At 59.6% G+C, this 20,649-nt stretch carries 21 protein-coding genes; 10 read left to right on the top strand and 11 right to left on the bottom strand.

Annotated features, from left to right (window positions below):
• Positions 1-95: 95 nt before the first annotated feature.
• Complete coding sequence (locus tag ACYQ14_RS03370) at positions 96-848, top strand: DUF2797 domain-containing protein (protein ID WP_459884819.1); 753 nt, start codon at positions 96-98, stop codon at positions 846-848.
• 72 nt (positions 849-920) lie between these two features.
• Positions 921-1,325, top strand: coding sequence for a hypothetical protein (locus ACYQ14_RS03365; protein WP_459884817.1), 405 nt, complete (start codon positions 921-923; stop codon positions 1,323-1,325).
• An 86-nt stretch (positions 1,326-1,411) separates the two neighbouring features.
• Here ACYQ14_RS03365 and ACYQ14_RS03360 read toward each other — a convergent pair whose 3' ends face one another.
• The 4 genes from ACYQ14_RS03360 to ACYQ14_RS03345 all read right to left on the bottom strand — a co-directional run bounded on the left by ACYQ14_RS03360 (position 1,412) and on the right by ACYQ14_RS03345 (position 6,850).
• Positions 1,412-2,248: a phosphatase PAP2 family protein gene (locus ACYQ14_RS03360; RefSeq protein WP_459884815.1), complete on the bottom strand. Its 837-nt coding sequence runs from the start codon at positions 2,246-2,248 to the stop codon at positions 1,412-1,414.
• Complete coding sequence (locus tag ACYQ14_RS03355; RefSeq protein ID WP_459884813.1) at positions 2,248-4,065, bottom strand: ABC transporter substrate-binding protein; 1,818 nt, start codon at positions 4,063-4,065, stop codon at positions 2,248-2,250. Before ACYQ14_RS03355 ends, ACYQ14_RS03360 begins: the two co-directional genes overlap by 1 nt.
• A 98-nt stretch (positions 4,066-4,163) precedes the next feature.
• Positions 4,164-4,814 carry a phosphatase PAP2 family protein gene (locus tag ACYQ14_RS03350; RefSeq protein WP_459884811.1) on the bottom strand — a complete coding sequence of 217 codons (651 nt, stop codon included), beginning with the start codon at positions 4,812-4,814 and terminating at the stop codon, positions 4,164-4,166.
• 224 nt (positions 4,815-5,038) lie between these two features.
• A complete protein-coding gene (locus ACYQ14_RS03345; RefSeq protein ID WP_459884809.1) occupies positions 5,039-6,850 on the bottom strand; it encodes an ABC transporter substrate-binding protein in 1,812 nt (603 codons plus the stop codon).
• A gap of 577 nt (positions 6,851-7,427) precedes the next feature.
• Between ACYQ14_RS03345 and ACYQ14_RS03340 the strand changes: the two genes are divergently transcribed.
• The 3 genes from ACYQ14_RS03340 to ACYQ14_RS03330 all read left to right on the top strand — a co-directional run bounded on the left by ACYQ14_RS03340 (position 7,428) and on the right by ACYQ14_RS03330 (position 8,981).
• On the top strand, positions 7,428-7,739 hold the full coding sequence (locus ACYQ14_RS03340; RefSeq protein ID WP_283834025.1) for a ribonuclease P protein component 4: 312 nt from the start codon (positions 7,428-7,430) through the stop codon (positions 7,737-7,739).
• A gap of 79 nt (positions 7,740-7,818) precedes the next feature.
• Entirely contained in the window at positions 7,819-8,067 is a 249-nt protein-coding gene (locus tag ACYQ14_RS03335) for a YhbY family RNA-binding protein (protein ID WP_459884807.1), read from the top strand.
• Positions 8,064-8,981: a mechanosensitive ion channel family protein gene (locus ACYQ14_RS03330; protein WP_459884806.1), complete on the top strand. Its 918-nt coding sequence runs from the start codon at positions 8,064-8,066 to the stop codon at positions 8,979-8,981. The genes ACYQ14_RS03335 and ACYQ14_RS03330 overlap by 4 nt, the downstream gene beginning before the upstream one ends.
• Before the next feature lie 213 nt (positions 8,982-9,194).
• Here the strand turns inward: ACYQ14_RS03330 and ACYQ14_RS03325 are convergent, their stop codons facing one another.
• Positions 9,195-10,346: an acyl-CoA dehydrogenase family protein gene (locus tag ACYQ14_RS03325; RefSeq protein WP_283834022.1), complete on the bottom strand. Its 1,152-nt coding sequence runs from the start codon at positions 10,344-10,346 to the stop codon at positions 9,195-9,197.
• 115 nt (positions 10,347-10,461) lie between these two features.
• On the opposite strand from ACYQ14_RS03325, the gene ACYQ14_RS03320 reads away from it, so the two are divergent.
• Together ACYQ14_RS03320 and ACYQ14_RS03315 are read left to right on the top strand one after the other, a co-directional pair.
• On the top strand, positions 10,462-12,441 hold the full coding sequence (locus ACYQ14_RS03320) for a 3-hydroxyacyl-CoA dehydrogenase/enoyl-CoA hydratase family protein (RefSeq protein ID WP_459884803.1): 1,980 nt from the start codon (positions 10,462-10,464) through the stop codon (positions 12,439-12,441).
• Positions 12,442-12,736: 295 nt separating this feature from the next.
• Positions 12,737-13,162: a response regulator transcription factor gene (locus ACYQ14_RS03315; RefSeq protein WP_459884801.1), complete on the top strand. Its 426-nt coding sequence runs from the start codon at positions 12,737-12,739 to the stop codon at positions 13,160-13,162.
• A 99-nt stretch (positions 13,163-13,261) separates the two neighbouring features.
• Here the strand turns inward: ACYQ14_RS03315 and ACYQ14_RS03310 are convergent, their stop codons facing one another.
• From ACYQ14_RS03310 to ACYQ14_RS03295, 4 genes are all read right to left on the bottom strand, one after another.
• Entirely contained in the window at positions 13,262-14,413 is a 1,152-nt protein-coding gene (locus ACYQ14_RS03310; protein ID WP_459884799.1) for an acyl-CoA dehydrogenase family protein, read from the bottom strand.
• A 114-nt stretch (positions 14,414-14,527) separates the two neighbouring features.
• On the bottom strand, positions 14,528-14,905 hold the full coding sequence (locus ACYQ14_RS03305) for a cupin domain-containing protein (protein ID WP_283834018.1): 378 nt from the start codon (positions 14,903-14,905) through the stop codon (positions 14,528-14,530).
• 111 nt (positions 14,906-15,016) lie between these two features.
• Positions 15,017-15,445, bottom strand: coding sequence for a nickel-responsive transcriptional regulator NikR (nikR, locus tag ACYQ14_RS03300; protein ID WP_283834017.1), 429 nt, complete (start codon positions 15,443-15,445; stop codon positions 15,017-15,019).
• Positions 15,446-15,537: 92 nt separating this feature from the next.
• Positions 15,538-16,395, bottom strand: coding sequence for an RNA ligase family protein (locus ACYQ14_RS03295; RefSeq protein WP_459884797.1), 858 nt, complete (start codon positions 16,393-16,395; stop codon positions 15,538-15,540).
• A 261-nt stretch (positions 16,396-16,656) separates the two neighbouring features.
• Between ACYQ14_RS03295 and ACYQ14_RS03290 the strand changes: the two genes are divergently transcribed.
• Positions 16,657-17,454 (top strand): creatininase family protein, encoded by a 798-nt coding sequence (locus ACYQ14_RS03290; protein ID WP_459884795.1) that lies wholly within the window; start codon positions 16,657-16,659, stop codon positions 17,452-17,454.
• A 102-nt stretch (positions 17,455-17,556) separates the two neighbouring features.
• The gene (locus ACYQ14_RS03285) at positions 17,557-18,012 is read left to right on the top strand and encodes a hypothetical protein (protein WP_459884793.1); all 456 of its coding nucleotides are present in this window, start codon (positions 17,557-17,559) and stop codon (positions 18,010-18,012) included.
• A gap of 10 nt (positions 18,013-18,022) precedes the next feature.
• Here the strand turns inward: ACYQ14_RS03285 and ACYQ14_RS03280 are convergent, their stop codons facing one another.
• On the bottom strand, positions 18,023-18,694 hold the full coding sequence (locus ACYQ14_RS03280) for an O-methyltransferase (RefSeq protein ID WP_459884791.1): 672 nt from the start codon (positions 18,692-18,694) through the stop codon (positions 18,023-18,025).
• 133 nt (positions 18,695-18,827) lie between these two features.
• Between ACYQ14_RS03280 and ACYQ14_RS03275 the strand changes: the two genes are divergently transcribed.
• Positions 18,828-19,313 (top strand): dCTP deaminase/dUTPase family protein, encoded by a 486-nt coding sequence (locus tag ACYQ14_RS03275; RefSeq protein ID WP_459884790.1) that lies wholly within the window; start codon positions 18,828-18,830, stop codon positions 19,311-19,313.
• 14 nt (positions 19,314-19,327) lie between these two features.
• On the opposite strand, the gene ACYQ14_RS03270 is transcribed toward ACYQ14_RS03275, so the two are convergent.
• Positions 19,328-20,581 carry a purple acid phosphatase family protein gene (locus ACYQ14_RS03270; protein ID WP_459884788.1) on the bottom strand — a complete coding sequence of 418 codons (1,254 nt, stop codon included), beginning with the start codon at positions 20,579-20,581 and terminating at the stop codon, positions 19,328-19,330.
• Positions 20,582-20,649 lie beyond the last annotated feature (68 nt).

Raw genomic sequence — 20,649 nt, 5'->3', positions numbered from 1 at the left:
GCGACGGTCGCCGCGGGCCGTGACGAGGCGGCCGACCACGCGCGTTCGACGGCGAGAGCGTGACGCCTATACGAGATCGGTTCGAACGTAAACACGTGCAAGTGGTCGGCTACGAACGGACGGGAAACGGCTCTTCGTTGGTTCTCAGCGACGGCACCGCCGTGAACCACCAGCCGCTCGATCCCGGCACCACCCTGTCGTACACCCTCGGGGCTCGCCACTGTGCCGGGATCGTCGACGTCGACGAACACGTTCCGTGCAACCGGCCCAAAGCCCCCCACTGCGAGTTCCACACGAGTACGTGGGTCTGTGCTCGCTGTACCGGTACCTGCCTCAAAGATGAGATGGACTGCTACGAAGAACACGCCGTCTATATCGCCGCATTCGCGCCGGACACGTTCAAGGTCGGCGTCACGAAACGCCGGCGACTCGAGACGCGACTGCGCGAACAAGGTGCCGATCGCGCGGCCCATATCCACACGGTTTCGAACGGTCGCATCGCCCGCGAGATCGAGGCCGAAATAGCCGAGGAGCTGGTCGATCGGGTCCGAACGCCGACGAAAGTCGAGGCGCTCGCCGCGTCGGTCGATTCGGACGCCTGGGACACCCTTCTCGAACGGTTCGACGTCATCGACCGCTACGCGTTCGACCACGGGATCGACCTCGAGAGCCGACCGGTTCGAGAGACGATCGCGACTGGAACCGTCGTCGGCCTGAAGGGGCGACTCCTCGTCCTCGAGCGAGGTGGAACGACCTACGTCGTCGACCTACGAGATCTGGTCGGATACGAACTCGAAACCGGCGACTCCGAACGGAGGCTTCAATCCTCGCTTGGATCGTTCGGCTAGGGGACTCGACTTTCCTTCGGTGACAGGCGATAGGTCACAATACTTTTCCGAACACGGGCTGAATTCAGACCCATGACAGACGAACCCGAACCCGACGCTAACGACAACGGCCCAGAGGCAGACGACGAATCGAAGTCGTTCCGCGAGCGCGTCGAAGAAATTCGTGAAAAACGAGCCGAGGAGGGCGAGGGCGAAGGAGAGCCGCCGGAGAGTCCCTTCGGTGGCGGCGGTGGCGGCCCGGGCGGCCCCGGCGGGATGGGTGGCGGCGGTAACCCATTCGCACAGATGATGGGCGGTATGATGGGCGGCGGCGGCCCGGGCGGCCCCGGCGGCCCGCCAGGTGCTGGCCCAGGCGGACGCGGCGGCGAAGAAGTCGGTAACGAGGAACTCGTCCAGGAGGTCCGACAGCTCCGCGACGAAATGCGTGATCAGACTCGAGCGCTCAAGCGAATCGCCGACGCGCTCGAAGACGAGTAACGACGCGACTCGCTCGGCTTTCGTTTTTGCAGGTTTATTCTCCACACAGTCTCATCTGAACGCCTCAAAATCTCAATAACACTATCTTATCGCTTCCGTATTCTCGAGAGATGGCCGCCGATCGAATCCGAGAGCGACCACCTGCCGACGAGGTGTTTCGAGAGCACGACGCTGATATACGCAAGGCCGATCCCTGCGATAACGTCGATCACCCAGTGTATTCCCAGGTACATCGTCGAAATCGCCACGCTGATGCCAAGGAAGAGTGCGAGCACGAACCACTTCGGATAGGCGTCGCGCGTTCGATAGGCCATGAACATGACCGTCGCGGCGAGGGACGTGTGGAGCGACGGGAAGACGTTCGTGTTTCGGTTGACCTCTCGAGTGAGGTGTTGGTACCGCGGGTACGTATCGTAGAGCAACGCGTCGACGAGTTCCGGCATCACGTTCCGCGGCCCGTACGCGATAATGAAGGTGTAGAGGACGAGTCCGAGCGTGTAGTTCAACGTGTACGCCGAGAGGAGTTCGCGGAGCGATCTGGTATCCGAGAGTGCGAAGTACGCGATAACAGGAAACACCAGCAAAAAGACGTAGCCGTAGATGTAGATGAACGAGAAGTAAGCGGTGATCTCCGGCGTCGCCTGGTCCTGCATCCAGAGGATGAACTGGCCCTCGAGTTTGTAAATCGGCGTTGTTAGATTCCAGTCGATCATCCACGAGAGCTCCGGAACGACCTGTCTGGCAACGCTGTTGAATCCCAAAACGATGGCAAGGACGACCGTAACCGGTGTCATTGCTCGGACTCGAGAGCGCCACTCGACTCGGGTTTCGCCGAGGCGATTTCGTCCGACGAAGACCGCAATAGAGAGGAGACTCAACAGTGTCACGACTACGACCAGTTGCACGAGGACTTGCATTAACATCAGCGTCTCACCAGCAGTTCTCCGTCTCCGTTGTGACTAAACCCGTTTTCGGCGAACGCCTGCCTGGCCGCACCCACATCGACTTCGCCGTCGGAGCCGAGAAACGGGGTCTCGAGTGCGCTTCCGTCCCACTCGAGACTCTCGGACATCCACTCGTCGGTCACCGGTGCTTCGACCGGCCGCGCGTACCCCTCAAAAATCTCTTCGACGACTCGCTCCCTGTCGATCAGTCGCGCACAGAGCTGGCGAAAGCGGGGGTTGCTAAACGGCGTGGTTCGGGTGTTGAATCCGAGATGGTAGAACGACCATGACCGGTCGGCACGCAGCTCGACACCATCCCCTTCGGTCACGTCCTCGATTGCGTAGGTCTCGAGCGTCGAGAGCGTCATATCGGCGTCGTTGCTTTCGACGAGCGAAATCGCCGAGGTGCTTCGGGGGTCGATTCCGGCGTACAACTCCTCGACGCTCGCTTCGGGAAGATCGACTGAATCGCGTCGGGTAAAATGGTCGTCGAACCGCTCGAGTGTGAGGTGCTCGCGCTCGGCTCGGTCGCCGAACTCGAACGGACCGCTCCCGACGGCAGGGATGTTGTCCGTAACGAGCGCATCGGTCGTTCCCTCGGCGACCCGATAGCCCGGAATATCCGCGCTACTCGAGCGCTCTTCCCAGACGTGTTTCGGTAAAATCGGAACGGTTAGCGCCCGTTCGGCTACGGCTTCTCCCGTCTCCACCGTAAAGGACAGTTGGTGATCCGACTCCGGTTCGACACTGATTTCGTCGATAGCGGAGACGAGACCGCGATAGATCGGCGCGGGGGATTGTACCTCGCTTTCGCCCATCGACGTGTCCGCGAGGAAGTTATATGTAAACTCGACGTCCTCGGCGGTGAGGGGCTCCCCGTCGTGGAAGGTACAGTCCTCGCGGATCGTCACCTCGAGCGTATCGTCGTTCCACTCCCAGGATTCTGCCAGCCACGGGAGCAGTTCGGTCGTCGTTGTGGCGTCATCGTCGTCTTCGTTCTCGTTGGTGTCGTCCTGATCGGTTCCGTTCTGGATCCAGTTTTCGGTCGCCAGAGAATCGTACAACAGATCCACGAACGTATCTCCGCTTCGATACTCCGCGGCGAGCGGATTGAGATTCTGGGACGGTCGCGCGTCGATGACGACCGTCCGTAACTGGTCCGTCTCCGTCGTTGGCTCGAGGCCGAGCGGACCGAGCCGGGTCGCCGGGTGGTACTCGTCCCAGCCGTCGAACCGGTCCGTCCTGACGAGTCGGTACTCTTCGGGGACACAGACCGGGACGAACGGAACCTCGACCGCCAGCGTCTCGAGAACACTGGTTACGGCGTCCTGCCGGCCGTCGTCTGCCCGGCGCTGGGCCTCGAGTAATTCGTCGAACGCGAGATTCGTGAACCCGAACGGGTTCTGCCAGCCGGATTCCTCGGCGTACAACGAGTGGAGGGCTTCGTACAGAAAGTCCGGATCCATCGAGCCGGGATGGCGTCCGACATAACAGTCGAAGTCGTGATTGATCAGAATCGCCCGCAAGAATTCTTCCTGCGAGCGCATCTCGAGGGAGACGTCGACACCGGCCGCTTCCAGGTTTGCACGGAGATGTCGAGCCAGTTGGATCCCTTCTCGGTCACCGTCCGCGGGAAGCGTCGTTATCGTCAACGAGAGTTGCTCTAGCCTGTCCCTATTGACGATACTGCGGAGCTGTCGAACACAGCCAGCTGTCGAGAGAGACGCGCCGGCCGCACCCGTCGCGAGGAGCGAGCGACGACTTACTTGCCCGTGCCCGACCGGAGTGTCGTTCATTAGTTCCTTCAGAAATCTTGGCCGCTCACGGTATAACAGTATTGCGCCACGGACTCGCGAGAAACTGGCGCGACGAGCCACTGGTCAGACCGCCCGGCTCACTCGCGAATCGAACGCCAGGTCGAGGCTATCCAGCCTCGAATCTCCGCGAGCGTTGGCAGACGCTCGGAGCTGCGTTTCCACACCCCCCAGCGGTTGACTACGAGAACTGAGATGGCGACTGAAACGACTGCCAGAATCATACCTGCGACGACGTCGATTGCCCAGTGAATCCCCAGGTACATCGTCGAGATGGCGACGCTGATTCCGAGAAAGATACCAACCGGAGTCCACTTCGGATACTCGTCTCTTGTCCGCACTGCGAATATCCCGACGGTTATCGCCAGAGAGGTGTGTAACGACGGAAAGACGTTTCTGAACTCGTTTACCTCTCGAGTCAGGTGTTGGTATCGTGGCTGAAAGTCATAAAGGGTGGTTTCGAACATCTCCGGCATGATGTTTCTCGGACCGAACGCCATCACGAGAACGTATACGATCAGGCCGATCCCGTAATTGAGCGTATAGGCCGTAAGAAGCTGTCGAAACGGGCGAGTATCCGAGAGCGCGAAATACGCGAGAACGGGGAAGATTAGCAAGAAGACGTACGCGTAGATGTAAATAAACGAAAAAAACCGAATTAATATCGTATAATCGTAGGACTGGAACCAGATGATGAGCTCGTCCTCAATCTCGTAGAACGTCCAAGTCATCCACCATCCGTATTCGGTGGACAGATCCCCTATTTCGTGCCGGTACTGTTGATTTATCAATAGAACAACCAGTAGAATCGCGATAATCGGAACAGAGGTTCGAATCCGTACTCGCCACTCGGACCCTGTCTCACGAATACGATCCCCTCCGATGAACAGCGGAATCGAAATCGCGAGCATAATCCCGACGACGATAGCGACCTCAGTCAGAACTTCCTGTAACATCAGTAGCCTACGATTTGACCGTCTTCGTTGTACTGGAATCCGGCGTTCTCGAACGCCCGCTGTGCCTCCTCGATATCGACCTGGCCGAGGCGATTGTCGTCTAATTCACAGAACGGCGCGAACGGCTGGTGTTCGTCCCACTCTTTGTCCGTGAGTTCGATGTTACGCTCGTTCATCCACGAAATCGCCTCGTCTCTGAGCTCGTCCTCCTCCGGGAGCCACTCCTCGTTTGCGACCGGCGTCCAGATCGGTTCCGCATACCCGGAGAAAATCTCTTCTGCAACGTACTGCCTGTCGATCACCCGTCCGACGGCGTTCCGGAAGCTCGGACTCTGGCAGAGTCCGCTATCGGTGTTGAACCCGACGTGATAGAACGACCATGGATCCGTCTCGACGAGTATCTCTGTTTCATCGCTTTCGCCGTCGTAGACATCTTCGACGACGTGCGGTTCGATCCGCGAGGTCGTGACGTCGGCGACGCCGCCTTCGACCTGCTGGAGCGCTGACGCACTGCTCGTATCGTTGAGGAACTCGAGCGCTTCGACGGTTACTTCGGGCAAACCGATGTCGTCAGCTCGAGTGAAGTGGTCGTCGAACCGCGAGAGGGTTAGACTATCCTGTTCGGCCTTTTCCTCGAATTGGAACGGACCACTGCCGACGATGAGATCCTCTTCGTCTGAACCGAGCAGACTCCACCGTCCCTGTTGTACGGGAATCTCGTCTTCGTCTAACTCCGCAAGCGCACCTTCTTCGGTTCCCCAAACGTGTTTCGGAAGGATCGGGATGAGAAGTGCCTGCTCCGCCACCGCTCGGTTCGTACTGAACGATAGTGTCACTTCGAGGTTCTCCTCGTCTTCCAATTCGTTCTCATCGTCGGTGTCCTCAACGACAGTGACAGACTCGACGGTAGAAGCGTGGCGACGGTAGTTCGTCGCCGGAAGCGGTGAATCGCCTAGTCCTCCCGTGGTGTCTGAGAGAAAGTCGTAGGTGAACGCGACGTCTTCGGCGGTGAGGGGTTCACCGTCGTGGAACGTACAGTCCTCGCGGATTCGGATTGTCAGTTCGGATTCGCCCCATTCTATCGATTCTGCGAGCCACGGGATGAGATCGCTCTCTTCAAAGCTCTCGGTAATGTGTTCGTCGTCGCCGTAGACGAGTGTGTCATCGATCGCCAGTGAATCATACAGGAGATCGATGTAGGTTCCGTGATTTCGATGTTCCGTCGAAAACGGATTGACGTTCCGTGTCGGACGCGAATCCATGATCAGCGATGTCAGTTCCGCTGGTGTTTCATCGTTACCGAAATAGCCTAACCGCGTGTACGGATGGAATCGTTCCCAGAGATCCGCCATCTCGGGTTGTACGGCTCGGTGTCCCTCTGGCAGACAGATCGGAATGAACGGCATCTCCCGTGCGATCTGGATGAGCAGGTCGGAGACTATCTCGTCCCTGCCGTCCTCCGTCTCGCGTTGTTCTCTCAACATTCCGTCGATGGTCGTAATGTCCTCGAATCGGAACGGATTCTGTTTCCCGGTTTCGCTCTTGTACGATGAGTGAAGTAGTTCGTACAGGAAATCGGGATCCGGCTCTGTCGGGAGGGAACCGACGTACATGTCGAAATCGTGTTCGAGCATGACCGATCGCTGAAATTCGGTGTTAGTGCGGAGGTTGAGTGAAACGTCGAAGTCGAGCGCCTCAAGGTTTCCCTCGAGCTCTCGTGCAATCTGGACGGCTTGGCGATCATTATCAGCGGGGACGGTGATGATCCGAAGGGAGGTGTCGTCATCGGTACCGGTGTCACTGCTAACCATGCTCTGGACCTGATTTACGCAGCCTGCCGTACCTGCTATGAGCCCGGCCGTGCCAGCAGCTAGCACCGATCGACGACTGACCCGTTCGGGGGGGACATCCGAACTTCCGGTCATTGTGTTCTATTACTCCTGTTCGAGTTCGATATATAACAATATTGCGTACTTTGTTTGGCTATAACTGTATCGTCAATCCGGTTGAACCGGCCTACCCGGTCGAATGCAATTGATGTATTCGACCGCTCGGCCGGTAGGGAGGGGCTACAGGGGTGAGAACGGGAATCGCCGAAGCACATTGTCGAACGAATCCGCGGAATTCGGCTGGCAGACCGATATCCACGGCTAACCGACGCAGTCGCACTCGAGAGGATGGAGGGGAGGTTTGCTGTTACGATCGGGTACACGTTTCGCCAGAACGAAGTCACTGGCTTAAAACGCATCGAAGTTACCGATAGTACATTTGCCTGTCGTCTCTCCGCAGTATCGTCTTTGTTCGGACTCTGTCCTGTGAGCGCACCGGTCGAAACAGGACGGGGCGAGAGCGCAACATCAATAGGCCAACCGACGAAAGTGACCAGTGATGGATGTCGCCGCCGAGCGCATCGAACGGTTGCACGAACTCGCTCGAGCGGCGGCTTCGGCATCCGACGACGACCGCTCTCGCGAATATGTGAGACTCGCCCGTCGAGTCGCCGAGCGCAATCGATTACAGCTCCCCAGGACGTTTCGCCGGTTCACGTGTGATCGTTGTGATCGGTATCTTCGCCCGGGAACGAACGCACGCGTCCGGCTCCAAGACGGACATGTCGTGATTACCTGTGATTGTGGAGCTCACGCACGATATCCCTACGAGACCGGTGACAAAGCGAACGAAACCAACGCTGAGGAGTGATTTCGGTCTCGCGAGAGTGAGATCCGATGGTCGGCTCCGTTCACGAAGATTGAAACCGATCGGCCCGCTAGGCGGTGCTATGGATCAACAGGAACGGAAACGCAAAGCGCACGATCTCGACGTCACAGTGTGGGTCGGCAAAAGTGGAATCGACGCCGTCGTCGACGAACTCAACGACCAACTCGCGGATCGGGACCTCGTCAAGGTCAAATTCCTTCGCGCCGCTCGAGCCGGGAGCTCGACCGAACAGAAGGCAGGGGATCTCGCAGACCGTGTGAACGCGACGGTCTTCGACACGCGAGGTCACACGGCAGTGATGTATCGATGACGGCGGGAGGAGTCTCGGCCGTGTTGGCTCCAGCGCTCGGCCCGATCGGAGCGAGACTCGAAAACATCGAAGGCGTATCAACTGAAGTTGCAGAGAGCGCTGCGGGCCTGATCCGATTTGTCGCGGCGTTTCTGGCAATCTACTTCATCGGCCGGTTCGTCGTCTTGCCGCTGGTCACTCGTGCGATGGATCGTCGAAGCCTCGACGCCCACGCACAGAAACCGCTATTGTTGATTACGCAGTTCGGCGTCGTGTTCGTCGCCATCGCAGTCGCGTTCGGCTTCGCGGACTACGGGAACTTCCTCGTCTCCATGGCCGGTATCGCCGCGGCGGGTGCGCTCGCGCTCGGGCTCGCAACGCAGAACGTCATCTCGAACTTCGTTGCCGGCATCTTCATCTACACCGACAAACCGTTCAAGATCGGCGACTGGATCGAGTGGGGCGACCACGCCGGCACCGTCGAGGACATTAGTCTGCGTGTCACCCGCGTTCGGACGTTCGACAACGAACTGCTAACGGTGCCGAACTTCGAACTCACGAACGGCGTTCTCAAAAACCCCGTCGACGGGAACAAACTACGATTGAAGTTCGTCTTCGGGATCGGGTACGGCGATGATATCGAGCAAGCGACCCAGATCATCGTCGAAGAAGCACAGGACCACCCCGACATTCTGGACGAGCCGGGCCCGTCGGTCCGTCTCACCGAACTTGGCGACTCCGACGTCGGCCTGCAGTCTCGGTTCTGGATCGGGGATCCCGGTCGAGCGGACTTCGTCCGAATTCGTGGCGAGTACGTCACCAGCGTCAAACAACGCTTTGACGCAGAAGGAATCGACATCCCCTACCCCGTCCGAACGCTCGAGGGCGGCCTCGAGTTGGGAAGCGGACAGCGGGTCGCGGAGCCGGCGGAGTAATCGCCTCGCTTTTTTGATACTGTCCGTGAACGTGAGTGACCGAAACCGGTAGTGGTCCCTCGGGCGCTGTCGACGTCGTGATGCCGGTCGGGAGTATAAAGCAGTGGATAGCGTGGCACCGGTAGATGCGGTGTGCCAGTGGAGACGTGGTGCCGGAAGGGAAGGGCATCTGAAACGAAAACGAAAGCGACGAAAAAAGCGAAAACGCCCGAGTTAGAACCCTTTGCCGAGCAGTTCGCGAGCGATAACGTTCTTCTGGATTTCCGACGTTCCCTCGTAGATCTGGGTGATCTTCGCGTCTCGGTAGAACCGCTCGACCGGGAAGTCGTTGACGTAGCCGGCTCCGCCGTGGATCTGGACGGCCTCGTCGGCGACATCGACGGCGACGCGAGAGGCGTACTCCTTGGCCATCGACGCGAGTTTTGTGATGTCCTCGCCCTGATCGACGTTCCAGGCGGACTTGTAGGTCAGGTTCCGAGCCGCTTCGGTGTTCGTCGCCATCTCGGCGAGTTTGTGCTGGATCGCCTGGAACTCCGAAATCGACTGGCCGAACTGCTCGCGGTCCTGGGCGTACTCGAGGGCCGCTCGCGTCGCACCTTTCGCGATACCGACGCCCTGGGCGGCGACCGCGGTTCGGGTTTCGTCGAAGAATTGCATTTGTTGCATGAACGCGGCGTCTTTGGTCCCGACGAGGTTCTCCTCGGGGACGCGGACGTCGTCGAAGATGAGTTCGGCGGTGTCCGATGCGCGGATCCCGAGCTTGCCGGTGATCTTGTCAGCTTCGAACCCATCGCGGTCGGATTCGACGATGATCTGGCTGAAGCCGTTGTATCGCCCTTCCGCATCGGGGTTCGTCTTACAGAGAACGACGAAGAAGTCGCCGACGGTCCCGTTGGTGATCCACATCTTGTTCCCGTTGATTACCCACTCGTCGCCGTCTTTCTCGGCCTGCGTCGAAACCGAAGAGACGTCGGAGCCGGTATCGGGCTCGGAGATCGCCGCGCCCGAGATCTTGTCACCGTACGCAACGGGCTCGAGGAAGCGCTCTTTCTGATCCTCGGTCCCGAAGTTCATGATCGCCTCACAGCCGAAGGAAGTCGAAACGATCGACAGCGCGATACCGGGATCGTAGGAGAACAGTTCCTCGGTGATGATCGCCGTATCGAGGATCGAGTAGCCCGCCCCGCCGTACTCCATCGGGATGTACGAGCCGGTTAGGCCCATCTCGGCGGCCTTGTCGATGACGTCGTGGGGGTACTTCTCTTCTACGTCGTACTCCTCGGCGACTGGGACGATTTCGTTCTCTGCAAACCGCGTTACCTCTTCGCGGATTTGTTGTTGTTCGTCGGATAATCCAAATTCCATATTGGACCTTTCCTGCCTGAACGATAAAGAACTTTGTAACCGTCTGTAAACTCAAATGAAGTTTCTTTTCTTTGAGAGGGAAACGTTGAAACCGGTACGGATTGCACAATGAACCATGGATCTGGAAGATATCAACACCGTCGCAGTTCTTGGTGCGGGTAACATGGGTCACGGTATCGCGGAGGTCGCCGCGATGGCCGGCTACGACGTGAACATGCGCGACATCAATGAGGAGTTCGTCCAGGACGGCTACGAACAAATCGAGTGGTCGCTGAACAAGCTCGCCGAAAACGACCAGCTCTCGCAGGAGGAAGCCGACGGAGCGCTCGAGCGCGTGACGCCGCTGGTCGACATGAGCGAGGCGGTCGGCGACGCCGATATCGTCATCGAGGCGGTTCCCGAGAAGATGGAGATCAAGAAGGATGTCTACGGCGACGTAGAGGAGGTCGCTCCCGACGATGCCATCTTCGCGACGAACACCTCGAGCCTCTCGATTACCGACCTCTCGGAGGTAACCGAACGACCCGAACGGTTCTGCGGAATGCACTTTTTCAATCCTCCGGTCCGGATGCCCCTCGTGGAGGTTATCTCCGGGGAACACACCGACGACGCCGTCCTCAAGGTCGTCGAAGGACTCGCGGAGGACTTCGGGAAGTCGCCCGTGCGCGTGCACAAAGACGAGCCCGGTTTCATCGTCAACCGCATTCTCGTCCCGCTGATGAACGAAGCGTCGTGGCTCGTCAGCAACGACGAGGCGACCATCGCGGAGGTCGACTCCACCACGAAATTCGACATGGGACTGCCGATGGGAAGCTTCGAACTCGGCGACCAGGTCGGAAACGACGTGAGCTACCACGTCCTCGAATACATGCACGAAGTGCTCGGCGACGCCTACGAGCCGGCTCCGTTGCTCGAGGAGAAAGTCGAGAACGAAGAGCTCGGTAGGAAGACCGGGAAGGGGTTCTACGACTACGAGGACGGGGACGGCGTCGACATTCCGACCGACCAGCACTCGGAACTGGTCAAGCGGCGGCTGATCGCGTCGATGGCAAACGAAATCGCGAAACTGATCGGCAACGATGTCGCCCCGCCCGAATCGATCGACGAAGCAGTCATGCTCGGTGCCGGGTTCCCCGACGGTCCCGTCACGGTCGTCGACGAGTTTGGGCTCGACGAGGCCCTCGAGACGCTCGAAGACGCCCACGAAATCACGGGTCACGACCGCTACGAGCCCGCTTCGTACCTCCAAGAGCGTACGGAGATCGGAACGTTCTACGACCCGGCCGACGATGGCGACGGCGACGCCGCCGACTTCGAGGCGGTCCGCGTCGAATATCCCGGCGAGATGGTCGGCCACATCGTCCTCGATCGCCCACACCGGATGAACACCGTCAGCGAACAGATCCTCGACGAACTCGTCGAAGCCGTCGAACTGTTCGAGGATGACGACGAGGTCCGAGCGATTCTCATCACCGGCGAGGGCGAGAAAGCCTTCTCCGCAGGTGCGGACGTCCAGAGCATGGCCGCGGGCGGCGCGGATCCGCTCCACGGGACCGAGCTCTCGAAGAAAGGCCAGTCGACGTTCGGAACCCTCGAATCGAGCGATCTGCCGGTCGTCGCCGGCATCGACGGCTACTGTCTCGGCGGCGGGATGGAGCTTGCAATGTGTGCAGATCTGCGCGTCGCCAGCGAGCGAGCCGAGTTCGGCCAACCCGAACTCGACCTCGGACTGATTCCCGGTTGGGGCGGAACCCAGCGCTTGCCGAACATCGTCGGTGAGGGCCGCGCGAAGGAGATCATCCTTACCGCGGACCGATTCGATGCCGAGACCATGGAGTCGTACGGGTTCGTCAACGACGTTCACGAGAACGACGAACTCGAAGAGCGTGCGTTCGAACTCGCGGCGAGCCTCGCCGGCGGTCCGCCGATCGCTTCTAAGTACACAAAGCGAGCGATGCTCGCTGGTCGAAACGACACGAACGCCGGACTCGAGTACGAAGCGGCCGCGTTCGGTCAGCTTATGGGAACGGACGACCTCATGGAGGGAATCACGGCCTTCATGGGCGACGGCGATCCGGACTTCGAAGGGCAGTAAGACGGCTTTTCGATAGCGCTGCGGTGATTCCGCCGATCCTATCCCGGTCGAAGGTATTCGGTTTCGGGTACTATCAAGACTCGCCACAGCTGATACTATCGCAGTATCTTTCTTTCGTAGAACAAAACAATTCTGTTAATTGATCTGTGTTGTCCGTCGTCACAGTCCCGTACTTTGGAAGTAAATCTGCCGTTAGTTATTTTTTATAGGACTATAAACCAGTAATCGGGATGACACCTGGTCACGAGCTTTATGACAGGGAAGCACCATTGGTTATCCGTAGGTGTGTTCGATGATGGGACAGGGGGAAACGGAGGAATCGAAGATCAATGTACTCGTCGTAGACGACGAACCACGGCTTGCCGATCTGTTCGCTGCGTGGCTGGAGCCGAACTGGAACGTAACAACAGCCTACAACGGTGAACAGGCGCTCGAGCAGGTAACCGAATCGACGGACGTCGTCCTGCTCGATCGCCGAATGCCTGGTCTCTCCGGTGACGAAGTGCTATCGTTGCTCAGAGCGAGCGGATACGACGGTGCCGTAATTATCGTGTCCGCGATAAACCCGGCTAGTGAGATTTCCAACGCCGGTTTCGACGAATATCTCGTCAAACCCATCTCGAAAGCACAACTCGTCGAACAGATCGAGTCCGTCTCGAGTCAGATTACTAACGGGGCGTTCGGCGGGTCATCCAAATCGATCGATCCGACAGTTAACTAATCGCTATCGGCAACAGATAACCCGGCTCGACCAGTGTTCTTCGTTAGACGACCTCCCGGTGACGGGACGTTTCCGAGCGGATCTCGATTCGACTCGAGTTCAGGGAGCCTGTCCGTAGATCAGATTTCGCTGGACCTCGTTCGCGCCTTCGTAGATGACCGGCACCCGAACGTCACGATAGACGCGCGCGATCCGGCGTTCGTCGAGGATCGATCGACCGCCGTGAAACTGCATTCCCTGTTCTGCGACGTCGACCGCCGTTTCCGTCGCTTTCGTCTTCGATAGCGCGGCCCAGTAACCCGCGTTTTCGTCGCTTTCGACCTTTCGACACGCTCGCCAGACCAGCGCTCGAGCGCTTTCGAACTCGACGAGCATATCCGCCAGTCCGTGTTGGACCGCCTGAAACTCGTTTATCGTCCGGCCGAACTCCTCCCGTTCGTGGGTAAACTCCCATGCCTCTTCGATAGCCGCCGCGGCGAGTCCGAGCCCGTGCCCCGAAACGACGATCCGGCCGTGGTTGAAAAAGTCCGCGAGCATCATGAACCCGGCACCCTCGTGGCCGATCAGGTTCGATTCGGGAATTGTACAGTCGTCGAACGTAATGTGGGCCTGCTTCGAGGCGGGCATGGCCATCTTTTCGGGAATGTGTTCGGCCTCGTAGCCGTCCGTATCGGTCGGCACGATAAACATCGAGTGATTCCCGTACCGGTTGTTCTCGTCATCACCGGTTCGGGCGTAGACGGTCACCCAATCGGCCTCGACGCCGTTTCCGATCCAGTACTTCTCCCCGTTCAGGACGTACTCGTCCCCGTCTTGTTCCGCGCTGGTTTGCATGCCCGCGAGATCGCTCCCCGTTTCCGGCTCCGAGACGGCAAGCCCGGATAGCTGATCGCCTTCGGCAACGGGTCGGACGTATTCCTCACACTGTTCGTCGCTCCCGTATTCGTACGTGATTTCACAGCCGAAACTCGCCAACTGTATCGTCAACGCGATGCCGGCGTCCGCCCGGTAGAACTCCTCCGTGATCGCGAGGAGCTGTGGAAGTTCGAGCCCTCGCCCGCCCCAGGTTTCGGGGATGTCTTGCCCTGCGAGGCCCGCCTCCTGTGCGGCCTCGAGGATATCCCACGGATAGTCACCCGATTCGTAGTATTCGGCCGCGTTTGGCTCGATGTGTTCTCGAGCGAACTCGCTTGCTTCGGTTTTGACGTCGAGCGCGCGATCCGGAACGATGCTGTCCTCGAGCGGGTTCATACGCCGTTTGTCAGTACCGAGCGGGATATACTCCGGGGCAGAAGCCGCCGGCGTTTGAACTCCGGCCCCGATGGCGACACCGCTTCTCGAGTCATATCAAAAACAGACGCCAGTCTATCCCGCAAAGCCGCTCAGTAGCCACTCGCCGTCGGTATCGTCGTCGTCTGCGATCGAGGGTGCGCTCACGAGAACGAACGCACTTTCGGTGTCGCCGTTGCGAATCTGGCGCGTCGACTCGGGCGGGATCCACAGCGCATCGCCCGTCGCCATCTCCACTGGTTCGTCGTCGACGATCACTTCCGCCTCGCCTTCGATGAGCACGTACACCTCCTCGTGGTCGTTATCGACATGGTCGTGGGGCTGGCTCTTCCACTGCGGGTCACACCGTGCAACCGTCACGCCGACCCGCTCGGTCTCGAGCGGGTCGCTCAGAAAGTGCATCGCACTCGAGACCTGGTCGACCTCCTCGTAGTTGACCTTCGTGTAAGACATTTCGAGTAGTCCTACGAGTGGGAAATAGTAAAAGTACGCGCTCCAAGCGAATCTCGCAACTATTGGTTACTTCCAGTGGAGACAGGCTGATCGGAGAAAACGCGCCTCGTCTCAGTGTTCTTGACTAATCGGATCGAAGCTGTCGACCGGAATGACCGAATAGTCAACGGTGAGCGCGTCCTGGGTCGCGCGGATCTTTCCGACGAACGTCGAGATATCCTCGAGGGCTCCCTCGAGAACGAACAGTTCCATACAGTGGTGGTCGCCGACGTGGCTGTGGAAGTTCGACGCGACGAGATCCTCGTGTTCGTGACGCAGGTGCATCATCCGCTCTTCGACGCTGGTCGTTTCGTAGTCGAAGAGAACGGTGACGATCCCCATCAGTTCCCGGCCCTCGAGTCGCGTGTCCTCAAACTCGCCGAGAAGGTTTCGAGAGGCCTCTCTGACGACTTCGCTCCGCCCGGTATAGCCGTGGTCGTCGGCAAACTGATCGAGTCGATCCAGGAGTTCGTCCGGCATGGAGACGCTTACGACTGCCATATAACAACTCATGCCGCCATATTTATTAACCTTTATCATTTCACGGGTCGATGCTCGCCGAACTTTCACAGGAAATGGCAGATGCGGTGCTTTTACTTCCAACTATCGTCGTTCCGGGCTTTGAGATACCGCCGCGTCAGCGCACCGACTTCCGATCTGAACGACTCCATATCCACAGGAGCACTCCCGTGATAGAGCTCTTTGTGGGCTTCGCGGACGATATCCGTCACGACCCGATCGTACAGCGTCTCGAAGTTCACCGGTCGATTCCGGTCCTCGAGTTTGGCCGCGACCTTCTCGAGTCGGCGTTCCGTTACGTACCGTCCCGCCAACGCCTCGGCGGGTGCGTCGACCGGAACCATTTCGTCGACCTCTCGAAACGCGGGATGGAGGAGTTTTGCCCGCCGGCCCCGCTTGTCTCGGACGATCACTCCCTCCGCGAGGCCGTCGTACCACTTCGATTCCGGGATCGCATACGAGTCGGGGTCGAAGTCCCGCGCTCGTCGTTCCCGTTCGAAGACGTTCACCGGTCGAAGGCCGATCCGATCGAAAATACGTTCGACGGTATCGAGCGGGTAGAATTTCCCCGCATCGGCCGACCAGACATCGAAGCCGAGAAACGACGGCGTCCGTCCCCAATCGTACTCGATCGCGTGGTGGTGCATCGCCTCGCCGAAGAACACGATATCCTCGACGTCATCGACGGCGTTTCGAAGCGCCTCGCGATCTATGTTCTCCCGAACGTGGTCGACGGCGTGTCGATACGGGACGGGAACCTCGTCCGGGTCGTCGTAGACCCGGCTTCGGTCGCCGAACCGAACGAGCCCCGACTGTCGGAGCTGGAACCGAAAATTCGCGCCGTCAACCTTCTCGAGAAGCCACAGATGGCCCTCCTCGAGGAGGTCATCTGGTGCGTTCGCAACCCGTGGAATCGAGGGAAATTTTTTCATAACGATTAGTCGTCACGTCTGGCGGTGGGCGGCCCGAAAGCTACGACAATTGTTCAACGCCGTATCACGTCAATGCTTCGCATCGGGCCGTCTCAGCGTACCGGCCGATTGTCCGTGGCCTATTTCGAGCGCTCGAGTTCCCATTTCGAGCACGCAATCGGTCGATCCGCCATTTGATATCGCCATATGGGATTTATCCCGGGATGCCTGTGGTATCTCTCCCGTACGTACCGTTTTGCGTGCCGAAGTCGATTACCGCATATGTACCTACCACACCGCGCGTGGCCGGAACTCGGCGAGTACGTCGAAACCGAATCGCTGGCCGTCGTTCCGCTCGGCTCAACGGAACAACACGGCCCACATCTCCCCGAAGGCACTGACTCCATGATCGCGGACGCGCTCGCTCGAGCGGCTACCGACCGGACGGGCCACCTCTGTACGCCGGTGATCCCGATCGGCGTCAGCCCCCACCACCGACAGTTCCACGGAACGATGTGGGTCGACGCACCCGTCTTTCGAGACTACGTCGAGAGCCTCTCGAGAAACCTCACCTATCACGGAATCGATCGTATCGTCTTCGTTAACGCCCACGGGGGAAACGTCGCGCACCTGCGGGAGGTCGGGCGACGACTGCGCGACGACGGAACGGCCTACGCAATCGAATGGATGTGGGACGAGTCGATCCCGGAACTGATCGAGGATGTCTTCGCGACACCCGGTCCCCACGGCGGTCCGAAAGAGACCGCGATGATCATGCACATCGCGAACGACCTCGTTCGCGAGGACCGTCTCGAGGACGCCCGGGACGGCGGAATGACGGCGTTCGATCCAGCCGCGATGGCTGTCAACGGCGCTCGAGTCACCTACGATTCGAAGGAGATCTCGGAGAACGGCGTCTTCGGGGATCAAACCGATGCGACGCCGGAAATCGGCGATCACCTCTTCGAGGCGGCGACGGAGCAACTGGTCTGTCTCCTCGAGTGGCTCGACGAGCAACCGTTCGGGGACCTCGTTCCGGAACCGCACGTCGCGCCGAAACCGGATCGATCCGGAACCTGAGCGGTTCGACCCGGCTTTTCGATATGATTCTTGCTGTCGATTCACAATATCTCGCCCAGCCAATAACTATATATTCGGGCGCATGTAGGTGCCACCAACGCAGTGTCCGACGTGATCCACTCACCACTCCAATCGGATCGGTCGCTTCTGGCAGTATCGTTCGCGCTTTTTGCAGCCGCCGGAGGTATTAGCGCTACCAGCGACGAAATTCTTCCGACGGTCGCTGGCACAGCGCTCGCCGTCGGGGGCGTCTACGCCGTCGCTCGAGTCGCTACCGTCGTCAGCCGGAGACGGCTCGCGACGCTCTCGTTTGGGTTCTGGAGTAGCTTTCTCGGCGTCGCCACGCTCCACATCGTCGGCGTGGGAACGATCTCTACGGTCCTTCCGGGTTCGACGACGCTCGCGGCGATTACGGTCGGAGCGCTAACCTGGGGAACGTTGCTACTGGCCTGTGCGACGAGCGTCTTCCTCGGCTTTCGCGAGTACGGCGCAACGCCGGGGACCGAAGCGGCCGACGACCGTGTCGTCGAAAACGATTCCGATTACTCCGTTCGGTAACGCACCACAATCACTCCGTTCGGTAACTTACCGCGATCCCTTCTCCGAGCGGGAGGATGACCGTCTCGAACGCGGGGTCAGAACGGACGGCCTCGAGATACGTGGCGATTCCTCGTGTGTCTTCGTTCACTCCCGACGGTTCCCGCCCGGTATCGATCACCTCAAGTAACTTCTCGAACTGGATGCTCCCCGCCGTCATCGCGTTGTCCGCGACGAGTATTCCGCCGATTGGAACCTTCGATTTGACCGCCTCGAAGGCCTCGGGATAGCGATGTTTCTGGTGGTCGATCAACACCACGTCGAACGGGCCGTCGTAGCGGTCGACGGTCTCGAGTGCGTCTCCGAGTTCGTACCGCGCGAGGTCGTCGAAGCCGCCGGCTTTCATGTACTCTTTGGCCATCTCGAGTTCGTCCTCGTCGACTTCCGTCAGGACGACAGTGCCGTCGTCGGAGAGTCCCTTCGCGAACCAGTACGCGGAGTAGCCGTACCCCGACCCGAACTCGAAGACGCGTCGAGCACCGATCATCCGCGTAAGGAGTTCCAGAACGCCGCCGACCTCGGGACCGACGTTCGGGAACCCCTCGGCGGCGGCGTACTCGTCCATTTCGCGGAGCGTTTCGTCGGGTTCCGGTCCGGCGGCGCGAACGAAGCGAGCAATGTCGTCCCTCAGTACGTCAACCATGGTGTATAGCTACGCGGCCGATCACATCAAGTTCCGGGAGCTGGCACGACGTTCCAGTTCGCCCGCCGTTCCGATCACCCCGACTCGTCCGGGCGGCCGTTTTTTTACGATACGGAGCGTTACTCCAACCGATATGTCCGAAGAGCATCCGCTCGCGACTCATGTCGATAACCTCGTCTACGAGCCGACGCAGGTTCACGATCAGGGAATCGATCTGACGGTGAGCGCGATTTACACCGTCGACGCCCCCGGCAAGCTCGATTTCGGCGGCGACGAACTCGAGGACGCCGAATTCGAGGCCGTCCCGACGGCCCAACAGGCCCCGAACGACGACTACGGCTGGTGGGAGCTAGACGGCGGACGGTACGTCCTTCAGCACAACGAATTTCTCACCGACGTCGAAGACCAACTCGTTCTCCAGGCGCGCAACGAACTACTTGCTCGAGGCTGTTCCCATCCGACGGTTTGGGTCAGCTCACACCTCCCGTTGCTCCCGCTCAGCGTTCCCGAAGGCGGCGTTCAGATCAAGGAAAACGCGCGGGTGTCGACGTTGTTGTCACCGAACGCGTCGGACGTGACGGCGGAACGGACGCTCGACGACTGCTCGACGGACGGTTAGCGCGCGTCGCTCGTTCAAACGACATCTCGGCTCACCTCGTCGAGTGCCCCCCCATCCGCACCGATCGTTTCGACGTGTGCTTTCGTCTCGTCGATCGTAACGATGTGACAGTTGTACGTTCCGCTGGCCTCGTCGATGTACCAGCGATCGGCATCCGCCTCCCGCGGCGGCCGTCCCATACAGCCGTCACCGACGTAGACGATCCCGTCCTCGTCGCGCTCGCCCTCGAGTAGCGGGTGGGTCCGCTTGAACGTGTGGTCGTGACTCTCGAGGGCAAACCGGACGCCGGCGCGCTCGAAGAGTGGACACCAGTGAAACTGGGAGCGCTGATCTAGATCCAGTTCGATCTCCCGATGAGAGGGCCACGCCGGTACGTGATAGACCGGGATGACGTGAGTCGTCTCCGAACGTTCCTCGAGAACGTCCTCGAGCCATTCGGTCTGGGTTCCGTCGATCGTGTTGGTGTGATTGCTGTCGAGAACCGGCATGCTCAGGTACTCGCCGAAATCCAACACGCCGTAGCCCGGGTGGCCGGGAAACGCAAAGAGGTTGTAAAAGTACGGAGCGTACCACTCCCGCCACTCATCCGTATCCGCTAGCTGTCGAGTCGCCTCGTGATAGTACCCGTTTCTGGTTTCGTGGTTCCCGATAGCCGAGACGATCGGAACCACGCGACCCTCGTCGTCGATCAACTCCTGGTTTGCGGTCTCGAGCCACCGGTGCCAGCGCTCGAGGGAATCGTGGCTCGTCCCGCCGTCTGCGTAGGCAAAATCACCGCCGATTACCAGGAACTCGGGATCGTACGCCAACAACTCGCTCGCGATCCGATCCCAATCCGACGCGTCGGTATCCCCACCGGCCGCGAACGTGAGCGGATCGTCCAACCGTGCCGGCATCGTCCGAAACCGATACGCGGACCCAGATTCGACCTGAAACTCGTAGGTGGTTCCGGGCTCGAGACCGGTTAGTTCGACGCGGTGGATTCGTCGATCGTACTGGTCGAAGCCGTGGGAGGAACTCGAAAGCTCCCTCCAGTCGCTTTCGGTGCCGTCTGCCCGATACTCGAGGGTGTCCGGATCGTCTACGAAAGCGCCGCTCGAGTCGACATGCCAGTCGATAGTCATCGTGGTCGTTGGGTCTCGCTGCCACGTCAGAACCAGCGCTGGCAGATCGTGGTCGGCGGTATCAGTATCGAGACAGCCGCCGACGGTGAACCCGGTGACCCCCGTGCCGACGGCGGCGATAAACTCCCGGCGTGGGTTAGCCACGGACATACGTCGTGCTATCGGATGCGTCGCCGCTCATTTGGATGCAGGTGACGCCCCGTGGCGCAACT

The sequence above is a fragment of the Halostagnicola bangensis genome, from assembly GCF_054653435.1.
This window is presented reverse-complemented; position numbering and strand designations above follow the sequence as displayed.

Bases quoted from the DNA above. Each gene is read 5' to 3' on its own strand.
- ACYQ14_RS03365 (WP_459884817.1), top strand. From the start codon at position 921: ATGACAGACGAACCCGAACCCGACGCTAACGACAACGGCCCAGAGGCA.
- ACYQ14_RS03360 (WP_459884815.1), bottom strand. From the start codon at position 2,248: ATGTTAATGCAAGTCCTCGTGCAACTGGTCGTAGTCGTGACACTGTTG.
- ACYQ14_RS03355 (WP_459884813.1), bottom strand. From the start codon at position 4,065: ATGAACGACACTCCGGTCGGGCACGGGCAAGTAAGTCGTCGCTCGCTC.
- ACYQ14_RS03350 (WP_459884811.1), bottom strand. From the start codon at position 4,814: ATGACTTGGACGTTCTACGAGATTGAGGACGAGCTCATCATCTGGTTC.
- ACYQ14_RS03345 (WP_459884809.1), bottom strand. From the start codon at position 6,850: ATGGTTAGCAGTGACACCGGTACCGATGACGACACCTCCCTTCGGATC.
- ACYQ14_RS03340 (WP_283834025.1), top strand. From the start codon at position 7,428: ATGGATGTCGCCGCCGAGCGCATCGAACGGTTGCACGAACTCGCTCGA.
- ACYQ14_RS03335 (WP_459884807.1), top strand. From the start codon at position 7,819: ATGGATCAACAGGAACGGAAACGCAAAGCGCACGATCTCGACGTCACA.
- ACYQ14_RS03330 (WP_459884806.1), top strand. From the start codon at position 8,064: ATGACGGCGGGAGGAGTCTCGGCCGTGTTGGCTCCAGCGCTCGGCCCG.
- ACYQ14_RS03325 (WP_283834022.1), bottom strand. From the start codon at position 10,346: ATGGAATTTGGATTATCCGACGAACAACAACAAATCCGCGAAGAGGTA.
- ACYQ14_RS03320 (WP_459884803.1), top strand. From the start codon at position 10,462: ATGGATCTGGAAGATATCAACACCGTCGCAGTTCTTGGTGCGGGTAAC.
- ACYQ14_RS03315 (WP_459884801.1), top strand. From the start codon at position 12,737: ATGGGACAGGGGGAAACGGAGGAATCGAAGATCAATGTACTCGTCGTA.
- ACYQ14_RS03310 (WP_459884799.1), bottom strand. From the start codon at position 14,413: ATGAACCCGCTCGAGGACAGCATCGTTCCGGATCGCGCGCTCGACGTC.
- ACYQ14_RS03305 (WP_283834018.1), bottom strand. From the start codon at position 14,905: ATGTCTTACACGAAGGTCAACTACGAGGAGGTCGACCAGGTCTCGAGT.
- nikR (WP_283834017.1), bottom strand. From the start codon at position 15,445: ATGGCAGTCGTAAGCGTCTCCATGCCGGACGAACTCCTGGATCGACTC.
- ACYQ14_RS03295 (WP_459884797.1), bottom strand. From the start codon at position 16,395: ATGAAAAAATTTCCCTCGATTCCACGGGTTGCGAACGCACCAGATGAC.
- ACYQ14_RS03290 (WP_459884795.1), top strand. From the start codon at position 16,657: ATGTACCTACCACACCGCGCGTGGCCGGAACTCGGCGAGTACGTCGAA.
- ACYQ14_RS03280 (WP_459884791.1), bottom strand. From the start codon at position 18,694: ATGGTTGACGTACTGAGGGACGACATTGCTCGCTTCGTTCGCGCCGCC.
- ACYQ14_RS03275 (WP_459884790.1), top strand. From the start codon at position 18,828: ATGTCCGAAGAGCATCCGCTCGCGACTCATGTCGATAACCTCGTCTAC.